Consider the following 17,100-nt stretch of genomic DNA (forward strand, 5'->3'; position numbering starts at 1 on the left):
GCGAGTCTAAGTGGGCGATGCCAAGAACGTCTTGGGGGACGTTCATGGGATGTCTTGGGGGACGTCCCATAGGCAAGCGTTGGCCGGGGCACGTGCACCGGGGAGCTTTGAGCGGCCCTCCCGTACGTACGTACCCCGGCAGACCGCGCAGACCCGCGTAGCTTCTGCTGAACCCGGCAGACGCCCGGCCCGGATCCCGTGGGGGGAATCCGCACCGGGGATATGGAAAGCGCCCCGCTCGTCGACCCGTGGGGGGATCGACGGCGGGGCGCTTTTCGTTACGCGTACTGCGTCAGCGGCCCTCGACCGGGACGAAGTCGCGGAGGACCTCGCCCGTGTAGATCTGGCGCGGGCGGCCGATGCGGGAGCCCGGCTCCTTGATCATCTCGTGCCACTGGGCGATCCAGCCCGGGAGGCGGCCGAGCGCGAAGAGCACGGTGAACATCTCGGTCGGGAAGCCCATCGCGCGGTAGATGAGGCCCGTGTAGAAGTCCACGTTCGGGTAGAGGTTGCGCGAGACGAAGTAGTCGTCGGAGAGCGCGTGCTCCTCCAGCTTGAGCGCGATGTCCAGCAGCTCGTCGGACTTGCCGAGCGCGGAGAGGACGTCGTGCGCCGCCGCCTTGATGATCTTGGCGCGCGGGTCGAAGGACTTGTACACCCGGTGGCCGAAGCCCATCAGGCGGACGCCGTCCTCCTTGTTCTTCACCTTGTTGATGAAGGAGTCGACATCGCCGCCGTTGGCCTGGATGCCTTCGAGCATCTCCAGGACCGACTGGTTGGCGCCACCGTGCAGCGGGCCCCAGAGGGCCGAGATGCCGGCGGAGATCGACGCGAACATGTTCGCCTGGCTGGAACCGACCAGACGGACGGTGGACGTCGAACAGTTCTGCTCGTGGTCCGCGTGCAGGATCAGCAGCTTGTCGAGCGCCGAGACCACGACCGGGTCCAGCTCGTACTCCTGGGCCGGGACCGAGAAGGTCATGCGCAGGAAGTTCTCGACGTACCCGAGGTCGTTGCGCGGGTAGACGAAGGGGTGGCCGATCGACTTCTTGTACGCGTACGCCGCGATCGTCGGCAGCTTGGCGAGCAGCCGGATCGTGGAGAGGTGGCGCTGCTTCTCGTCGAACGGGTTGTGGCTGTCCTGGTAGAAGGTGGACAGCGCGGAGACCACCGAGGAGAGCATCGCCATCGGGTGGGCGTCCCGGGGGAAACCGTCGAAGAAGCGCTTGACGTCCTCGTGCAGCAGCGTGTGCTGGGTGATCTCGTTCTTGAAGGCCGCGAGCTCGTCGACCTTGGGAAGCTCACCGTTGATCAGCAGGTACGCCACCTCCAGGAAGGTGGAGCGCTCCGCCAGCTGCTCGATGGGGTAGCCGCGGTACCGCAGAATGCCCTGCTCACCGTCGAGGTAGGTGATCGCGGATTTATAGGCGGCGGTGTTGCCGTATCCGCTGTCCAGGGTGACCAGACCGGTCTGGGCTCGGAGCTTCCCGATGTCGAAGCCCTTGTCGCCGACGGTGCTCTCGACCACCGGGTAGGTGTATTCACCGTCCGCGTACCGCAGTACTACAGAGTTGTCGCTCACGTCATCCCTCACCGACGTAGTGCCTCTTCTTCGAGGTGCCCTGACTGTCTCTACCATCCCCCATTTGGCTCAGGAGAGTGCACTCGGGGTCGACCATTGGGCCAATTGGCGGCACTCAGTGCCGCCAACCTGCTCATCTTGCCCCCTTCGCCCCGTTCGGGGAAGTCCGGGGTGGTCTTTCACACCGCCGCTCACCTGGCTGCCGCGAGCCGGTGCGCCAGGGCGGTGAAGCGTCTGCCTGCGGAAACCGTACGTACGGCCTGGGCGATCGCCTTGCGGGAGCCGACCAGGACCACGAGCTTCCTGGCACGGGTGACGGCCGTGTAGAGCAGGTTCCGCTGGAGCATCATCCAGGCGCTGTTGGTGACAGGGATCACGACCGCCGGGTACTCGCTGCCCTGCGAGCGGTGGATCGTGACGGCGTAGGCGTGGGCCAGCTCGTCCAGCTCGTCGAAGTCGTACGGCACCTCCTCGTCCTCGTCGGTCCGCACGGTCAGGCGCTGCTCAACGGTGTCGAGGGAGGTCACGACACCGACGGTGCCGTTGAAGACGCCGTTGGCACCCTTGTCGTAGTTGTTGCGGATCTGGGTGACCTTGTCGCCGACGCGGAAGACCCGGCCGCCGAACCGCTTCTCGGGAAGGTCGGGGCGGGCCGGTGTGACGGCCTGCTGGAGCAGTCCGTTGAGCGCGCCCGCGCCGGCCGGGCCCCGGTGCATGGGAGCGAGGACCTGCACGTCCCGGCGCGGGTCGAGGCCGAACTTGGCGGGAATTCGCCGTGCGGCGACCTCGACGGCGACCCGGGCGGCGTCCTCGGTCTCGTCCTCCGCGAAGAGGAAGAAGTCCGGCAGGCCGGTGGTGACGGGCGACTGGCCGGCGTTGATCCGGTGGGCGTTGGTGACGACGCCGGACTGCTGCGCCTGGCGGAAGACGCGGGTCAGCCGGACGGCCGGGACCGGGCTGTCCGGGGCGAGCAGATCGCCGAGCACCTCCCCCGCGCCGACCGACGGCAGCTGGTCCACGTCCCCCACGAGGAGGAGGTGGGCACCGGGTGCCACGGCCTTGACGAGCTTGTTGGCGAGGAGGAGATCCAGCATGGACGCCTCGTCCACGACGACCAGGTCGGCGTCGAGCGGGCGGTCCCGGTCGTAGGCCGCGTCGCCGCCCGGCTTCAGCTCCAGGAGGCGGTGGACGGTCGACGCCTCGGTGCCGGTCAGCTCGGCGAGGCGCTTGGCGGCCCGGCCGGTGGGCGCGGCGAGGACGACCTTGGCCCGCTTGGCCCGGGCCAGCTCCACGATGGAGCGGACCGTGAACGACTTCCCGCACCCGGGGCCGCCGGTGAGCACGGCGACCTTACGGGTGAGGGCGAGCCGCACGGCCTCCTCCTGCTCGGGCGCGAGCGAGGCGCCGGTGCGGTCGGCGAGCCAGGCGAGGGCCTTGTCCCAGGCGACGTCCTGGAAGGCCGGCATCCGGTCCTCGGGGGTCCGCAGCAGCCGTCCGACCTGCCCGGCCAGGGACAGCTCGGCGCGGTGGAACGGCACCAGGTACACGGCTGTGACCGGCTCGCCCTCGGGCCCGGGCACCGATTCCCGTACGACCCCTTCGGGATCGGCCGCCAGCTCGGCGAGGCACTCGATGACCAGGCCCGTGTCGACCTGGAGCAGCTTCACCGCGTCGGAGATGAGCCGCTCCTCGGGCAGGAAGCAGTGGCCCTGGTCGGTCGACTGGGACAGGGCGTACTGCAGCCCCGCCCTGACCCGGTCGGGGCTGTCGTGCGGGATGCCGACGGCCTGGGCGATCCGGTCGGCGGTGAGGAAGCCGATGCCCCAGACGTCGGCGGCGAGCCGGTAGGGCTGGTTGCGGACGACGGAGATCGAGGCGTCCGCGTACTTCTTGTAGATCCGCACGGCGATGGAGGTGGAGACGCCGACGCCCTGGAGGAAGACCATCACCTCCTTGATGGCCTTCTGCTCCTCCCAGGCGGCCGTGATGTTCTTCGTCCGCTTGGGGCCGAGGCCCGGCACCTCGATCAGGCGGGCGGGGGCCGCTTCGAGGATGTCGAGGGTGTCCAGGCCGAAGTGCGAGGTGATCCGGTCGGCGAAGACGGGCCCGATGCCCTTGATGAGCCCGGAGCCGAGGTAGCGGCGTATGCCCTGGATGGTGGCCGGGAGGACGGTCGTGTAGTTCTCGACCGTGAACTGCTTGCCGTACTGCGGATGGGAGCCCCAACGCCCCTCCATCCGCAGCGACTCACCCGGCTGGGCCCCGAGCAGCGCCCCGACGACCGTGAGGAGATCCCCGCCGCCGCGCCCGGTGTCGACGCGCGCGACCGTGTACCCGCTCTCCTCGTTGGCGTACGTGACCCGCTCCAGCACCCCTTCGACCACTGCCTGACCGTGACCCCGACCCTGGTTGGACATGCTCCGAAGGTAGCGAAGGGCTCGGACATCGGGTGGGGGTGTGCGGGTGCGCCTTCCCGCCGGGGGTGGTCACTGGCGGCTGACGGTTCGGGTCACGCCGGCGAAGACCGTCGTGGCCAGGATCCAGCCGGCGATGACGAGGGCGTAGGACAGCGTCTGGTACCAGCCCGTCGGGGCGAACGCCCCCTCCTGGCCGAAGGAGATCACCGGCAGGAGCAGGTCGAGGGTGAAGAACACCGGACTGAACTCGGGGGCTTCGGACGGCTTGAGCGGGCGCGGGGGGTGCAGGCCGTGGGCGAGCGAGCCCATGGCGAGCAGGGACAGGAGCCAGACCAGGGCGAGCAGGGGGCGGAAGCCGTAGCCGACCGTCGCCTCCTGGAGGTGGCCCCACACGCGGCCGGGCCAGGGCAGGGTCCGGCGGTGTCTGCGGAGCTTGGCGAGCTGGACGACGCGCGCCGCCTGGTCGTCGCCGACACGGACGTACGCGGCGGTCAACTGCTCGTAGCCGTGCGGGAGGTACCCCTCGCCGTCCTTGGCCAGCATCGGCAGGCGGCGTTCCGCGGGCTCGTGCGGGACGAGCGTGGTGTAGACGAGGCCGTTGAGGAGTACCTCGTCGGGAAGCATCTCCGGCTCCAGGAACAGCACCTCGAACTGGGCCCGGCGCAAGTTCAGCGTGCCTTCCATGGGCGGACCCTCGCGGAGCCAGAGCTCCCCCGCGGTGCAGCTGCCCGCACGCAGCGCCGTGTCGCCGGGGTTCGACATGTGCGCGTAGGACAGGTCGAGCCGCCCGGTGACGCGGGCGCCCCGCAGGCCGATCCAGCCCTGTGTCTGCACGCGCCGCAGGTGGAAGTCGCTTCCCACCACGAGCGTCTGCCCGTCGAGGGCGATGCCGCCCGGGTGGCTGAGCCGTGCGTCGTCGAGAGTGACCGATCCCTCGATCGAGGCGCCGGTGAGACGCACCTCCCCGTGCGCCCGCAGCCCGGGGGCCCACAGGTTGTCGCCGATGGTCGCGTACCCGAGCCGGAGCGCGGGCCACGCGGTGTCCGGCGGGGTGATCTCACAGCCGTCCATGAAGAGCGCGCCGGCGATCCGCGCCCCGCCGAGCCGCACCGGCCCGTGGAACCTGCACCCGGTGAGCTGCACCAGGCCCTCCACCTGCACCGTGGCGGCGGCAAGCCCGGGCAGGACGGAGCCGCTCAGGTCGAGGTGGCGCAGCCGGGAGTTGTACAGCAGAGGTACGTCCTCGAAGAAGCAGTCGTTCAGCCAGAGCGCGTGGTCGATCGTGCCGTACGAGAGATCGAGCACCCCGGTGATCCGCGCGCCCGACAGTTTGAGGGCGGGTATCTCCCCCTCCTCGACCGGGCCGTTGAGGAGCAGGGCCCGTAACACCTCGGCCCGGACGGTCCGCTCCGGGCCCCGGTCCGCGCCCCGCCCCATGTCCGCGTCGTCCGCCGCACGGAAGTCCACCGACGCGCCTTTGGGGAAGGCCTGCCACACCCGCAGTTCGGGAGGCGTAAGATCGTTTGTTTCCACCCGCCGGGACTTTGGCGTCACCCCCAGGATGTGTCAACTCCCTTGGGACGCACCGGTCACCGGCAGGCGTCATACCTCCAGGTATCTCGCCACCGTCTCCTCCAGGACCTCCACGCCGTCCCGGGCCCACAGCTCGTCGTTGAAGAGCTCCACCTCGATCGGGCCCGTGTAGCCGGCTGTCTCGACGAGCTCGCGCCACCGCCGCAGGTCGATCGTGCCGTCGCCGAGCTGGCCGCGACCGTTGAGGACGCCGGCCGGCAGGGGTGTGGTCCAGTCGGCCAGTTGGAAGGCGTGGATGCGGGCCGCCGCGCCCGCGCGGGCGACCGCCGCGGGGGCGCGGTCGTCCCACCAGATGTGGTACGTGTCCACGACCACGCCGACCTGTGCGGACGGGAAGCGCTCCGCGATCCCCAAGGCCTGGTCGAGGGTGGAGACCGCGCAGCGGTCCGCCGCGTACATGGGGTGCAGCGGTTCGATCGCGAGGCGGACGCCCCGCTCCCCCGCGTACGGGGCGAGTTCGGCGATGGCGTCGGTGATCCGGGCCCGGGCCGCCATGAGGTCGCGGCTGCCGGGGGCGAGGCCGCCCGAGACCAGGACCAGGGTGTCCGTGCCGAGGGTCGCCGCCTCGTCGATCGCCGCGCGGTTGTCGTCGAGCGAGTCCGCCGTCGTGAAGAAGCCGCCCCGACAGAGGGACGTCACCGTCAGGCCCGCGTCGCGTACGAGCTTCGCCGTCGCCTCCAGGCCGTACTCCGCGACCGGCTCCCGCCACAGGCCGACGCCCGGGACGCCGAGCCGTACGCAGGTGTCCACCAGCTCCGGCAGGGACAGCTGCTTCACGGTCATCTGGTTGATGCTGAACCGCGCAAGAGGGTTCATCGCTCGACTCCGTACACCGTCAGTAGGGATCGCATCCTCGACTCCGCCAACTCCGGGTCCGGGAAGAGGCCCAGCCCGTCGGCCAGTTCGTAGGCCCGCGCCAGGTGGGGCAGCGAGCGCGCCGACTGGAAGCCGCCGACCATCGTGAAGTGGTCCTGGTGGCCCGCCAGCCAGGCGAGGAGGACGACTCCCGTCTTGTAGAAGCGGGTCGGGGTCCGGAAGAGGTGGCGGGACAGCTCCACCGTCGGGTCGAGCAGTTCCCGGAAGCCCTTGACGTCGCCCGTGTCCAGGGTCCGTACCGCCTCCGCCGCCAGCGGCCCCAGCGGGTCGAAGATGCCGAGCAGCGCGTGGCTGAAGCCCTGCTCGTCGCCCGCGATCAGCTCCGGGTAGTGGAAGTCGTCGCCCGTGTAGCAGCGGACGCCCTCCGGCAGGCGGCGGCGCAGGTCGATCTCGCGCCCGGCGTCCAGGAGGGAGACCTTGATGCCGTCGACCTTGTCGGGGTGGGCCGCGATCACGTCGAGGAGGACGGAGGTGGCCGCGTCCAGGTCCGTGGAGCCCCAGTAACCGTCGAGCGCCGGGTCGAACATCGGCCCCAGCCAGTGCAGGATCACCGGCTCGCTCGCCTGGCGGAGGAGATGGCCGTACGTGTCGAGGTAGTCGTCCGGGTCCTCGGCGGCGGCCGCGAGGGCGCGCGACGCCATGAGGACGGCCTGGGAGCCGGTCTCCTCGACGAGCGCGAGCTGCTCCTCGTACGCCTCACGTACCGCCACCAGGTCGGCGGGTCCGGTCAGTTGATCCGTGCCGACGCCGCACGCGATGCGGCCGCCGACGGCCTTCGCCTCGGCCGCCGAGCGGCGGATCAGTTCGGCCGCGCCCGCCCAGTCCAGGCCCATCCCCCGCTGCGCGGTGTCCATGGCCTCCGCCACGCCCAGGCCGTGCGACCAGAGGTGGCGGCGGAAGGCGAGCGTGGCGTCCCAGTCGACGGCGGCCGGCCCGTCGGGGGTGGTGTCGGCGTACGGGTCGGCGACGACATGGGCGGCGGAGAAGACCGTACGGGAGGTCAGGGCGCCGCCCCCGGAGGCCGGGGTCGGCGCCGGGGTGCGGGGCGGGCGCGGGCTGTACTCGCGGAAGCCGCCGGACGCGTCGGGCAGGCGGATCACAGCATGACCTCCGGGACCTCCAGGCGCCGGCCCTCGGCCGAGGACCGCAGTCCCAGCTCGGCGAGCTGCACGCCGCGCGCACCCGCCAACAGGTCCCAGTGGTACGGCTCGTCGAGGACCACGTGGCGCAGGAACAGCTCCCACTGCGCCTTGAAGCCGTTGTCGAAGACGGCGTTGTCCGGGACCTCCTGCCACTGCCCCCGGAAGGGTTCGGTCGCCGGGATGTCCGGGTTCCAGACCGGCTTCGGGGTGGCCGAGCGGTGCTGGACGCGGCAGTTCCGGAGCCCCGCGACGGCCGATCCGTGCGTGCCGTCGACCTGGAACTCCACGAGCTCGTCGCGGTTGACCCGTACCGCCCAGGAGGAGTTGATCTGGGCGACCGCTCCGCCCTCCAGCTGGAAGATCCCGTACGCGGCATCGTCGGCGGTCGCCGGGTACGGCTTGCCCTGCTCGTCCCAGCGCTCCGGGACGTGCGTGGCGACGTGCGCGGTGACGCTCGTGACCCGGCCGAACAGCTCGTGGAGGACGTACTCCCAGTGCGGGAACATGTCCACGACGATCCCGCCGCCGTCCTCGGCGCGGTAGTTCCAGCTGGGGCGCTGGGCGTCCTGCCAGTCACCCTCGAAGACCCAGTAGCCGAACTCGCCGCGCACGGAGAGGATCCGGCCGAAGAAGCCGCCGTCGATCAGCCGCTTCAGCTTGAGCAGGCCCGGCAGGAAGAGCTTGTCCTGGACGACGCCGTGCTTGACGCCCTTGTCGGCGGCCAGCCGGGCCAGCTCCAGGGCGCCCGCCAGGTCACCGGCGGTGGGCTTCTCGGTGTAGACGTGCTTGCCCGCCGCGACGGCCTTGCGGATCGCCTCCGCGCGGGCGGAGGTGACCTGGGCGTCGAAGTAGATCTCCACGCTGTCGTCGGCGAGGACGGCGTCGAGGTCGGTGGACCACTCGGTGAGGCCGTGACGCTCGGCGAGCGCGCGCAGCGCGGACTCCCGGCGGCCGACGAGGACGGGCTCGGGCCAGAGGGTCGCGCCGTCGCCGAGGTCGAGGCCGCCCTGTTCGCGCAGGGCGAGGATCGAGCGGACGAGGTGCTGGCGGGTGCCCATGCGTCCGGTGACGCCGTTCATGGCGATACGGACAGTCCTGCGGCGTGTCACGAAGGTGCCTCCATCACGTACGGAACCTCAAACAGAAAGCGCTTTCTACGAACGGAGACGCTAGCCTGCCGACAACACACCGGACAAGGGGTCTGCCGGACTCTCCACGGCGTTCCCCGCCCGTCCGGAACACTGTCCGGAACACCGCCCGAATCACCCGAACCACCCGAATCACCTGACTCGCCCGACTCTTCCCGGAGGTACGCGATGACCGTCACGCTGTCGGATGTGGCCGCGCGTGCCCAGGTCTCCCCCGCCACCGTCTCCCGCGTCCTGAACGGCAACTACCCGGTCGCCGCCTCCACCAGGGAGCGGGTGCTGCGGGCGGTGGACGAGCTGGACTACGTCCTGAACGGGCCCGCGAGCTCGCTGGCGGCCGCCACGTCGGACCTGATCGGCGTCCTCGTCAACGACATCGCCGACCCCTTCTTCGGGATCATGGCGGGCGCGGCGCAGAACGCGATCGGCGAAGGGGGGTCGGGTCGGGCGGGCGGCGAGAAGCTGGCCGTCGTCTGCAACACGGGCGGCTCCCCGGAGCGCGAACTCACCTATCTCACGCTCCTGCAGCGGCAGCGCGCGGCCGCCGTCATCCTCACCGGAGGGTCCCTGGAGGATCCGGACCATGTGGCGGCGGTGTCGGCGAAGCTCGCGAAGCTGACGGACGCGGGGACGCGGATCGTGCTGTGCGGCCGGCCGCCGGTGGCGGGCGACGCGAGCGTCGCGGCGCTCACCTTCGACAACCGGGCGGGGGCGCGGCGGCTCACCGAGCACCTGCTCTCGCTCGGACACCGGCGGATCGGTTACGTGGCGGGGCCGGCGGACCGGACGACGACCCGGCACCGGCTGGAGGGCCACCGGGACGCGCTGGCGGCGGCGGGGCTGCCCGAGGGGCCGACGGTGCACGGCCCGTACGACCGGGGCTCCGGCTACGACGCGACGCTCGAACTGCTGCGCAGGGACCCCGCGCTGACGGCGATCCTCGCGGCCAACGACACCGTCGCGCTGGGCGCCTGCGCGGCGCTGCGGGACCAGGGCCTGCGGATACCCGAGGACGTCTCGGTCGCGGGCTTCGACGACCTGCCGTTCTCGATCGACGCGGCCCCGGCCCTGACGACCGTACGGCTCCCCCTCCACGAGGCGGGCGCACGGGCGGGCCGCCTCGCGGTCGGCACGGAGCAGCCCCCACCGGGCGGCGTGACGACGATCCCGGCGGAGCTGCTGGTACGCGCCTCGACGGCACGGCCTCGGGGGTAGGCGCCCCGCCGTCAGGCCCACCGCCTTCCGCTAGGGCCGCACCGGGGTCACCGCAGGGCCCGAGGCGGCCACCGGCGCCTCCTCCCCCGCCCGCCCGCCGCGCCCGTCGTCCCCGCGCCCGCTCCTTCGTCCCGCCAACGACGTCAGTGCCACGCCGCCCACCAGCAGTGCCGCCGCGCACCAGCGGAGTGGGGAGACGGACTCGTCGAGGAGGAGGACTGCCGAGGACATGCCGAAGACGGGGACCAGGAGGGAGAACGGGGCCACCGAGGACGCCGGGTGGCGGCGCAGTAGCCAACCCCAGGCGCCGAAGCCGAAGATGGTCGTGATCCAGGCGACGTAGACGATGACGCCCACCCCGGCCCAGTCCAGGCCCCGCAGCGCCGCGAGGTCCTGCTGCGGTCCTTCCAGGAGGAGGGAGAGGGCGAGCAGCGGCAGGACGGGCACGGTGCTGACCCACACCATGAAGTTGAGCGCGTCGGGCGGGGAGGCCTTGCGGGTCAGGACGTTGGAGACGCCCCAGCAGGCCGCCGCCGCCACGCACAGCGCGAAGCCGAGGAGCGCGCCCTCGGCGCCCCCGCCGCCCTCGTCGGCCGCCGCGACGCCGATGCCCGCGAGCGCCACCGCCATGCCCAGGGTCTTCACCCTCCCGGGCCGTTCGCCGAGCGCGACGAAGGCGAAGAGCGCCGTGAAGACGGCCTGGATCTGAAGGATCAGCGAGGAGAGCCCGGCCGGGGCGCCGAGGTCCATGCCCGTGAAGAGCAGCCCGAACTTGGCCACGCCCAGGACGAGTCCGACGCCGACGATCCACTTCCAGGCGACCCTCGGGCGGCCGACGAGGAACACGGCGGGCAGCGCGGCCGCGAGGAAGCGCAGGGCGTTGAAGAGCAGCGGCGGGAAGTGGTCGAGACCGATCTCGATGACGACGAAGTTGACTCCCCAGACGGCGGCGACGAGTGCGGCCAGGGCGATGTGTGCAGGGCGCATGAAGGAGAGCGTCACCCACCACGACCGTGTAGCACCAGCACGGATTCCTTCATGGTTGGATGAAGTAACACTTCATTCACGGAACGCTCCACGCTCCTGCGGAAGGTCCGTCCATGCTCGATCTCGGCCGCCTGCGCGCCCTCCACGCCGTCTCCGTCCACGGCTCCGTCGGCGCCGCGGCCGCCGCTCTCGGGTACACCCCCTCGGCCGTCTCCCAGCAGATCGCCAAGCTGGAGCGGGAGACCCGTACGACCCTGCTCGAACGCCGGGGCCGCGGGGTGCGGCTCACCGACGAGGCGCATCAACTGGCCGCCACCGCAGAGCAGTTGCTGTCGATCGTCGAGGAGGCGGAGGTACGGCTCGAAGAGCGGCGCGGGCTGCCCGCCGGGCGCCTGTCGATCGGCTGTTTCGCGAGCGCCGCGCGGGGCCTGATGCCGCGGGCCCTCGCCGACCTGGCGGTCCGTCACCCGACCCTGGACGCCCGCCTCACAGAGGTCGACCCGCACATCTCGATCGAGCTGGCGGCCCGCGGGGTGATCGACCTCGCCGTGGCCCATGACTGGGACATCTCGCCGATGCCGACCCCGCCCGGGCTCGAACAGGCGGTGATCGGCGACGACCTGTGCGACGTCCTCGTCCCGCGCGACCATCCGCTGGCGGCGCGGGAGTCGGTACGGCGGGAGGAGCTGGCGGACCAGCGGTGGATCACCCAGCCGCCGGGAACGGTCTGCCACGACTGGCTGATGCAGACCCTGCGGTCCACCGGCTACGAGCCGCACGTCGTCCACCAGGCGGAGGAGAACCACACCCAGGTCGCCCTGGTCGCGGCCGGCCTCGGGATCGCGATGGTGCCGCGGCTCGGGCGCGGAGCCTTGCCGCCCGAGGTGACCCCGGTCCGCCTCGACCCGGTGCCGAGGCGCCGGCTGCACGCGCTCTGGCGTACGGGGGCGGCCCGCAGGCCCGCGATCACCGAGACCGTCCGGACGCTCCAGGAACTCTGGCCCCAGGTGGCATCCGCGACGACCTGAGGACCCGATTCCTGCTCAGGTCCTTGACCTGGCAGTTACTTTCGGGCTATCCGTGGCTCCTTGGAAGTTTCCTTCACCCACTTCCCCATCCTGCACGGCCGGAAGGAGCATCAGTTGCACCACCGCGCCCCCTCCAGACGCACCCTTCTCACGGTGTCCGCCGCAGCCGCCGCTGCCGCCGTCACCGGCGTGAGCAGCCCCGCCCGGGCCACGGACGACCGCACCGGCGACCACGCGCTCGCACAGCTCATCTCCCGGATGTCGCTCGAGGAGAAGGTCGGCCAGCTCTTCGTCATGCGGGTGTACGGCCACTCCGCCACCGCCCCCGACCAGGCCGACATCGACCTGAACCTCAAGGAGATCGGCGTCCGCACCGCCGCCGAACTCGTCGAGAAGTACCACGTCGGCGGCGTCATCTACTTCTCCTGGGCGCACAACACCCGCGACCCGCACCAGATCGCCGAGCTGTCCAACGGCATCCAGCGGGCCTCCCTCGCCCAGCCCACCCCGATCCCCTCCCTCATCTCCACCGACCAGGAGCACGGCATCGTCTGCCGGGTCGGCGAGCCGGCCACCCTGGTCCCCGGCGCGATGGCGCTCGGCGCCGGAGGCTCCCGCTCCGACGCCCGCGAGGCCGCCCGGATCGCGGGCGCCGAACTGGCCGCCGTCGGCATCCGGCAGAACTACGCGCCGGTCGCCGACGTCAACGTCAACCCGGCCAACCCGGTCATCGGCGTGCGCTCCTTCGGCTCCGACCCGCAGGCCGTCGCCGGTCTGGTGTCGGCCCAGGTCAGGGGGTATCAGGAGGCCGGGGTCGCGGCGACCTCCAAGCACTTCCCCGGTCACGGCGACACCGCCGTCGACAGCCACTACGGCCTGCCAACCATCAGCCACACCCGGGAGCAGTGGGCGGAGCTGGACGCCCCGCCGTTCCGGTCCGCGATCGCCGCCGGCATCGACTCGATCATGACCGCGCACATCGTCGTCCCCGCGCTCGATCCGAGCGAGGACCCGGCGACCCTCTCCCGTCCGATCCTCACCGGCATCCTGCGCGAGCAGCTCGGCTACGACGGCGTGGTGGTGACGGACTCCCTCGGCATGGAGGGCGTACGGACCAAGTACGGCGACGAACGCGTGCCCGTCCTCGCGCTCAAGGCCGGCGTCGACCAGCTGCTCAACCCGCCGAACCTGGCCCTCGCCTGGAACGCGGTCCTCAAGGCGGTCCGGGACGGCGAACTGACCGAGGCCCGGCTCGACGAATCGATCCTGCGGATCCTGCGCCTCAAGGCCAGGCTGGGGCTCTTCCGCCGTCCGTACGTCACCGCCGACGGAGTGGACCGTACGGTCGGCACCCGGGGCCATCTCGCCCGGGCCGACCGGATCGCCGAGGGCACCACCACCCTGCTCCTCAACGAGGGCGGCTTCCTGCCGGTGAACCGCCGCAGCCACTCCACGGTGCTGGTCGTGGGCGCCGACCCGGCCTCCCCGTCGGGCACCACCGGGCCGCCGACCGCCACCCTGGCCGCCGAGTTCACCTCGCTCGGCTTCACCGCCACCGCGCTGTCCACCGGGATCACGCCGACGGCGGCGAGGATCGAGGAGGCGGTGGCGGCCGCCGCCGGCAAGGACCTGGTCGTCGTCGGCACGTACAACGTCTCGGCGACCAGCCCGCAGCGCACCCTCGTCGCCCGGCTCGTGGCGACCGGGGTGCCCGTGGTGACGGTCGCGATCCGCAACCCGTACGACATCGCCCAGCTCACCGGCCAGCGGGCCACGCTGGCCGCGTACTCCTGGACCGATGTCGAACTGAGGGCGGCGGTCCGGGTGATCGCCGGGCGGGCCCGGCCGCAGGGCCGGCTGCCCGTCCCCGTCCAGCGGGCGGACGATCCGAAGCGGGTGCTGTACCCGGTCGGCCACGGCCTGTCCTACCGGCGTACGTAACCATGCGTGGGCTGCGCCCGGCAGCTGTGCGGCCGGGCGCAGCCCACGGTCAGGAGCTACGGACGGATGCCGTGCTCCCGGTTGAGCTCGTCGTCCGCCGGCTTGTCGAGGCGGGCGTCGAAGCGGGCCAGCGGCTTGGCTGCCTCGGCCGTCGGGGCGGCGACCCCGGCCCAGGCGAGGATGCGGGCCGTGGCCTTGGTGCGCTCGGCCTCGACGAGACCGGCGACCTGGGCGCCGTGGTTGGCGCCGGGGGCCGTGAGGACGTAGCTGTCACGGGCGCCCTTGCCGAGGCGGAACGGCTCGGCTCCCCACGGGTCGTTGCCGCCGTAGACGAAGAGCATCTGGTTCGCGTTCTTGCGGACCCAGTTGTCGACGTCCCGCATGGCCGAGGGGTCGAACTTCGTCGGGATGTCCTTCGGCACGAAGTTCCGCGCCGGCTGGTAGCCGTAGCGGGACAGGCCGTCCAGGTGCGGCAGCTTGATGCTGGGCGAGCCCAGCTCGGTGGCCGCCTGGTAGTAGTACGGCGTGTACGGGTCGAGGCCCTGGTCGGTGTAGAAGGACCAGCCGGAGTACGCGTCGATCGTCTCGTAGACGGTGTCGTCGCTCGCGGTGGCCGCGTCCGGCACGTCGGCGCAGACGTCCTGGCCGTAGTACTGCCAGAAGCCCCAGACGAAGTCGAGGACGACCGCCTCGTACGCCTTGTCGAGGGAGCCGACGGTGTTGAAGGTGGCGCCCTCGCCCTCGGCCCACTCCTTGTACTTCTTCTGCAGCGGCTCGCGGCGGATCAGCGCCTCGCGCTGCATCGCGTTGAGCCGGTCGCGGCACTCCTTGGTGCCGACGTTCTCGAAGAACCGGTCGTAGGCCGAGTCCTCCTTGTTGTTGACGTCGTTCGGCGCCACGTAGGCGACGACGCCGTCCATGTCACGCGGGTAGAAGCGCTCGTAGTACGTCGCCGTCATCCCGCCCTTGGAGGCGCCGGTGGAGAGCCACTTCTTGCCGTAGATCTTCTTCAGCGCCGTGAAGATGCGGTGCTGGTCGCTCGCGGCCTGCCAGATGTCCAGCTTGGACCAGTCGGCGGGCTGCGGGCGGGACGGCGTGAAGAAGCGGTACTCCATGGAGACCTGGTTGCCGTCGATGATCCGGGTGGGCTCGCGGCGGCTGGGGTTGGTGCTCAGCCCGTAGCCGCTGGTGTGGAAGACGGTCGGCCGGTCGGTGTCCTTGTGGAGCAGCGAGAGCCGCTGCTTGAACGTGCCCTTCCAGGGACGGCTGTGGTCCACCGGCTGGGTGTACTCCAGGACGAAGAAGCGGTAGCCGGCGTACGGCTTCTCCTCGATGAGGCTCATCCCGGGGATCGCCAGGATGCGGTCCTTGATGTCCGTACCGACGGCGCTGTCCGCGACGGCGGTCGGACTGCCGGTGGCCGGCTCGGCGGCGGTAGCCGCACCACCCGCGCCGACGGTGCCTATGAGCACCGTGAGCGACATCAGCCATCTCAGCGACTTGCGCATTCACCCTCCCCTTGGTTCACAACGGTGTCCGCGAACCTAGCGGGATCAAGGTGGGTGCCGCCAGACCCAGTTACCCCTTACACAGACAGTTGTAACCGTCACCTAAGCTCCAAGGCCATGTGCATGGCCATACACAGGAGGACCGTATGACGAGGAGTCACAAGGTGAGGGCGATGGTGGCGCTCATGGCGACCATCGCCGCCTCACTGCTGGCGGGCACGCCCGCACGGGCCGCGGCCGACCCCGGTCTCGACCTGAACAACTTCGAGCTCCGTCCGCTCTCCAACAAGGCGGAGCTTCAGGGCCGGGTCGACAAGCTCAACGCCGACCTGCCCAACATCGGCGTGAACTCGCTCCTGAAGGAGGCGCAGACCAGCGGCCGTACGGGCAGGTGGAGCAGTAGCGTCTGCAATCCGGGCGCCACGGAAGCAACCGCTCCGGTCCCGACGGGCTTCGCCAGGAGCTTCTGCTTCGACGACGCCGACAACGGCGACACGCAGACCTCCGAGTGGTGGCCGCAGGGCGTCACCAGCGTCGCCGACGCCGACGAGGACCAGACCTGGGGCGAGCCCGAGACCGGATGGAACCCGGCGGACCACAAGCCCATGATGGTCACCTGGTACAACAAGGACGACTGGAACGGCGACAAGAAGCCGGACGACGTGGACGAGAGCGGGACGAACACCGAACGCAAGGGCGTCCGCGTCTCGTTCATCGACTCCAGCACCGGGAAGTACGCCCACGTCCTGCTGGTGTACCCGTTCATCAACGCCTCGGGCAACGCCAGTTACATGAGCGTGCGCACCTCGCAGCACTACTCGACGACGTCGAAGCAGTACGGTTCGCTGCACGCCGGCGGCATGGTCTGGTACGGCTACTACCTGTACGTGGCGGACACCAACCGCGGCTTCCGCGTCTTCGACCTGCGCAACATCATCGACCTCGGCGCCCTGCCCGCCGACAAGTGGGGCAAGTCCAAGACGGCGATCGGCCGGCAGGACGGCGTGTACAACGCCCACGGGTACCGCTACATCCTTCCGCAGAGCGACGGCTGGACGAACTCCGCCTGCGACACGGTCGAGCCGCCGCCGGGCACGCCGTGCGACATGCAGGACAGCGAGAAGACGTGCACGGCCACGGACGTCACGCCGAAGACCAGCTTCGCCAGCCTCGACCGCAGCTCGGCCGTGCGGCACGTCACCACGGGCGAATGGTGTGAGAAGGCACAGGTCACGGACGCGTACACGACCGGCCGGGTCATCCGTTGGCCGATGAACACCAGCGGCGGGACACCGGCGCTGAACGGCAACGGTTACTGGGCCGCGGACGCGGCCTACCGCATTCCCTTCCTCGCCTCGGAGAAGGACAACGGCGGGATCCAGGGAGCCGCGGTCATCAACGGCACGTACTACCTCAGCCAGAGCCGGGGCCATCTGAACGGCAGGGTGCTCGTCGCCCGGCCCGACACGAGCACCGGGCGCCTCGTCGAGACGTCCGCCCGCCGGACGTCCGCGATCGGCGTCGAGGACTACTCCGTCTGGCCGGGAGCGACGGACCGCCTCTGGACGGTCACCGAACACCCCGGGCAGCGGATGCTGTTCGCCATCACGCCGTAGGGGTGGCGAGGGGGCGGACCGAGTTGTCCGGTCCGCCCCCTCCTCTC

The 17,100-nt window shown here is 70.9% G+C and carries 12 protein-coding genes; 4 read left to right on the forward strand and 8 right to left on the reverse strand.

The genetic code is table 11. The features are described from left to right. Nucleotides 1-292: 292 nt before the first annotated feature. The 6 genes from ACWF79_RS10115 to ACWF79_RS10140 all read right to left on the reverse strand — a co-directional run bounded on the left by ACWF79_RS10115 (nucleotide 293) and on the right by ACWF79_RS10140 (nucleotide 8,689). Complete coding sequence (locus ACWF79_RS10115; RefSeq protein ID WP_453727590.1) at nucleotides 293-1,582, reverse strand: citrate synthase; 1,290 nt, start codon at nucleotides 1,580-1,582, stop codon at nucleotides 293-295. 191 nt (nucleotides 1,583-1,773) lie between these two features. After that, nucleotides 1,774-3,999, reverse strand: a complete 2,226-nt coding sequence (recD2, locus tag ACWF79_RS10120) for an SF1B family DNA helicase RecD2 (RefSeq protein ID WP_453727591.1) — start codon at nucleotides 3,997-3,999, stop codon at nucleotides 1,774-1,776. A gap of 69 nt (nucleotides 4,000-4,068) precedes the next feature. After that, nucleotides 4,069-5,532: a membrane-associated oxidoreductase gene (locus ACWF79_RS10125; RefSeq protein WP_453727592.1), complete on the reverse strand. Its 1,464-nt coding sequence runs from the start codon at nucleotides 5,530-5,532 to the stop codon at nucleotides 4,069-4,071. Nucleotides 5,533-5,601: 69 nt separating this feature from the next. Then, nucleotides 5,602-6,408 carry a sugar phosphate isomerase/epimerase family protein gene (locus tag ACWF79_RS10130; protein WP_453727593.1) on the reverse strand — a complete coding sequence of 269 codons (807 nt, stop codon included), beginning with the start codon at nucleotides 6,406-6,408 and terminating at the stop codon, nucleotides 5,602-5,604. Further along, complete coding sequence (locus ACWF79_RS10135) at nucleotides 6,405-7,568, reverse strand: dihydrodipicolinate synthase family protein (protein WP_453727594.1); 1,164 nt, start codon at nucleotides 7,566-7,568, stop codon at nucleotides 6,405-6,407. Before ACWF79_RS10135 ends, ACWF79_RS10130 begins: the two co-directional genes overlap by 4 nt. Continuing rightward, the gene (locus ACWF79_RS10140; RefSeq protein ID WP_453727641.1) at nucleotides 7,565-8,689 is read right to left on the reverse strand and encodes a Gfo/Idh/MocA family protein; all 1,125 of its coding nucleotides are present in this window, start codon (nucleotides 8,687-8,689) and stop codon (nucleotides 7,565-7,567) included. Before ACWF79_RS10140 ends, ACWF79_RS10135 begins: the two co-directional genes overlap by 4 nt. A gap of 237 nt (nucleotides 8,690-8,926) precedes the next feature. On the opposite strand from ACWF79_RS10140, the gene ACWF79_RS10145 reads away from it, so the two are divergent. Then, complete coding sequence (locus ACWF79_RS10145; protein WP_453727595.1) at nucleotides 8,927-9,973, forward strand: LacI family DNA-binding transcriptional regulator; 1,047 nt, start codon at nucleotides 8,927-8,929, stop codon at nucleotides 9,971-9,973. Between the two features lie 30 nt (nucleotides 9,974-10,003). Here ACWF79_RS10145 and ACWF79_RS10150 read toward each other — a convergent pair whose 3' ends face one another. Continuing rightward, complete coding sequence (locus ACWF79_RS10150) at nucleotides 10,004-10,960, reverse strand: EamA family transporter (RefSeq protein ID WP_453727596.1); 957 nt, start codon at nucleotides 10,958-10,960, stop codon at nucleotides 10,004-10,006. 113 nt (nucleotides 10,961-11,073) lie between these two features. Between ACWF79_RS10150 and ACWF79_RS10155 the strand changes: the two genes are divergently transcribed. Beyond that, the gene (locus ACWF79_RS10155; protein WP_453727597.1) at nucleotides 11,074-11,988 is read left to right on the forward strand and encodes a LysR family transcriptional regulator; all 915 of its coding nucleotides are present in this window, start codon (nucleotides 11,074-11,076) and stop codon (nucleotides 11,986-11,988) included. A gap of 114 nt (nucleotides 11,989-12,102) precedes the next feature. Beyond that, nucleotides 12,103-13,929: a glycoside hydrolase family 3 protein gene (locus ACWF79_RS10160; RefSeq protein ID WP_453727598.1), complete on the forward strand. Its 1,827-nt coding sequence runs from the start codon at nucleotides 12,103-12,105 to the stop codon at nucleotides 13,927-13,929. A gap of 56 nt (nucleotides 13,930-13,985) precedes the next feature. Here ACWF79_RS10160 and ACWF79_RS10165 read toward each other — a convergent pair whose 3' ends face one another. Continuing rightward, nucleotides 13,986-15,437, reverse strand: a complete 1,452-nt coding sequence (locus tag ACWF79_RS10165) for an aminopeptidase (protein WP_453727599.1) — start codon at nucleotides 15,435-15,437, stop codon at nucleotides 13,986-13,988. Nucleotides 15,438-15,583: 146 nt separating this feature from the next. Between ACWF79_RS10165 and ACWF79_RS10170 the strand changes: the two genes are divergently transcribed. Continuing rightward, nucleotides 15,584-17,053, forward strand: a complete 1,470-nt coding sequence (locus ACWF79_RS10170; protein ID WP_453727600.1) for a hypothetical protein — start codon at nucleotides 15,584-15,586, stop codon at nucleotides 17,051-17,053. Nucleotides 17,054-17,100 lie beyond the last annotated feature (47 nt).

Source organism: Streptomyces sp. NPDC054975, assembly GCF_053609105.1.

Coding starts and splice junctions, on each gene's coding strand:
- recD2 (WP_453727591.1), bottom strand. CDS start 3,999: ATGTCCAACCAGGGTCGGGGTCACGGTCAGGCAGTGGTCGAAGGGGTG.
- ACWF79_RS10145 (WP_453727595.1), top strand. CDS start 8,927: ATGACCGTCACGCTGTCGGATGTGGCCGCGCGTGCCCAGGTCTCCCCC.
- ACWF79_RS10140 (WP_453727641.1), bottom strand. CDS start 8,689: ATGAACGGCGTCACCGGACGCATGGGCACCCGCCAGCACCTCGTCCGC.
- ACWF79_RS10155 (WP_453727597.1), top strand. CDS start 11,074: ATGCTCGATCTCGGCCGCCTGCGCGCCCTCCACGCCGTCTCCGTCCAC.
- ACWF79_RS10165 (WP_453727599.1), bottom strand. CDS start 15,437: ATGCGCAAGTCGCTGAGATGGCTGATGTCGCTCACGGTGCTCATAGGC.
- ACWF79_RS10150 (WP_453727596.1), bottom strand. CDS start 10,960: ATGCGCCCTGCACACATCGCCCTGGCCGCACTCGTCGCCGCCGTCTGG.
- ACWF79_RS10170 (WP_453727600.1), top strand. CDS start 15,584: ATGACGAGGAGTCACAAGGTGAGGGCGATGGTGGCGCTCATGGCGACC.
- ACWF79_RS10130 (WP_453727593.1), bottom strand. CDS start 6,408: ATGAACCCTCTTGCGCGGTTCAGCATCAACCAGATGACCGTGAAGCAG.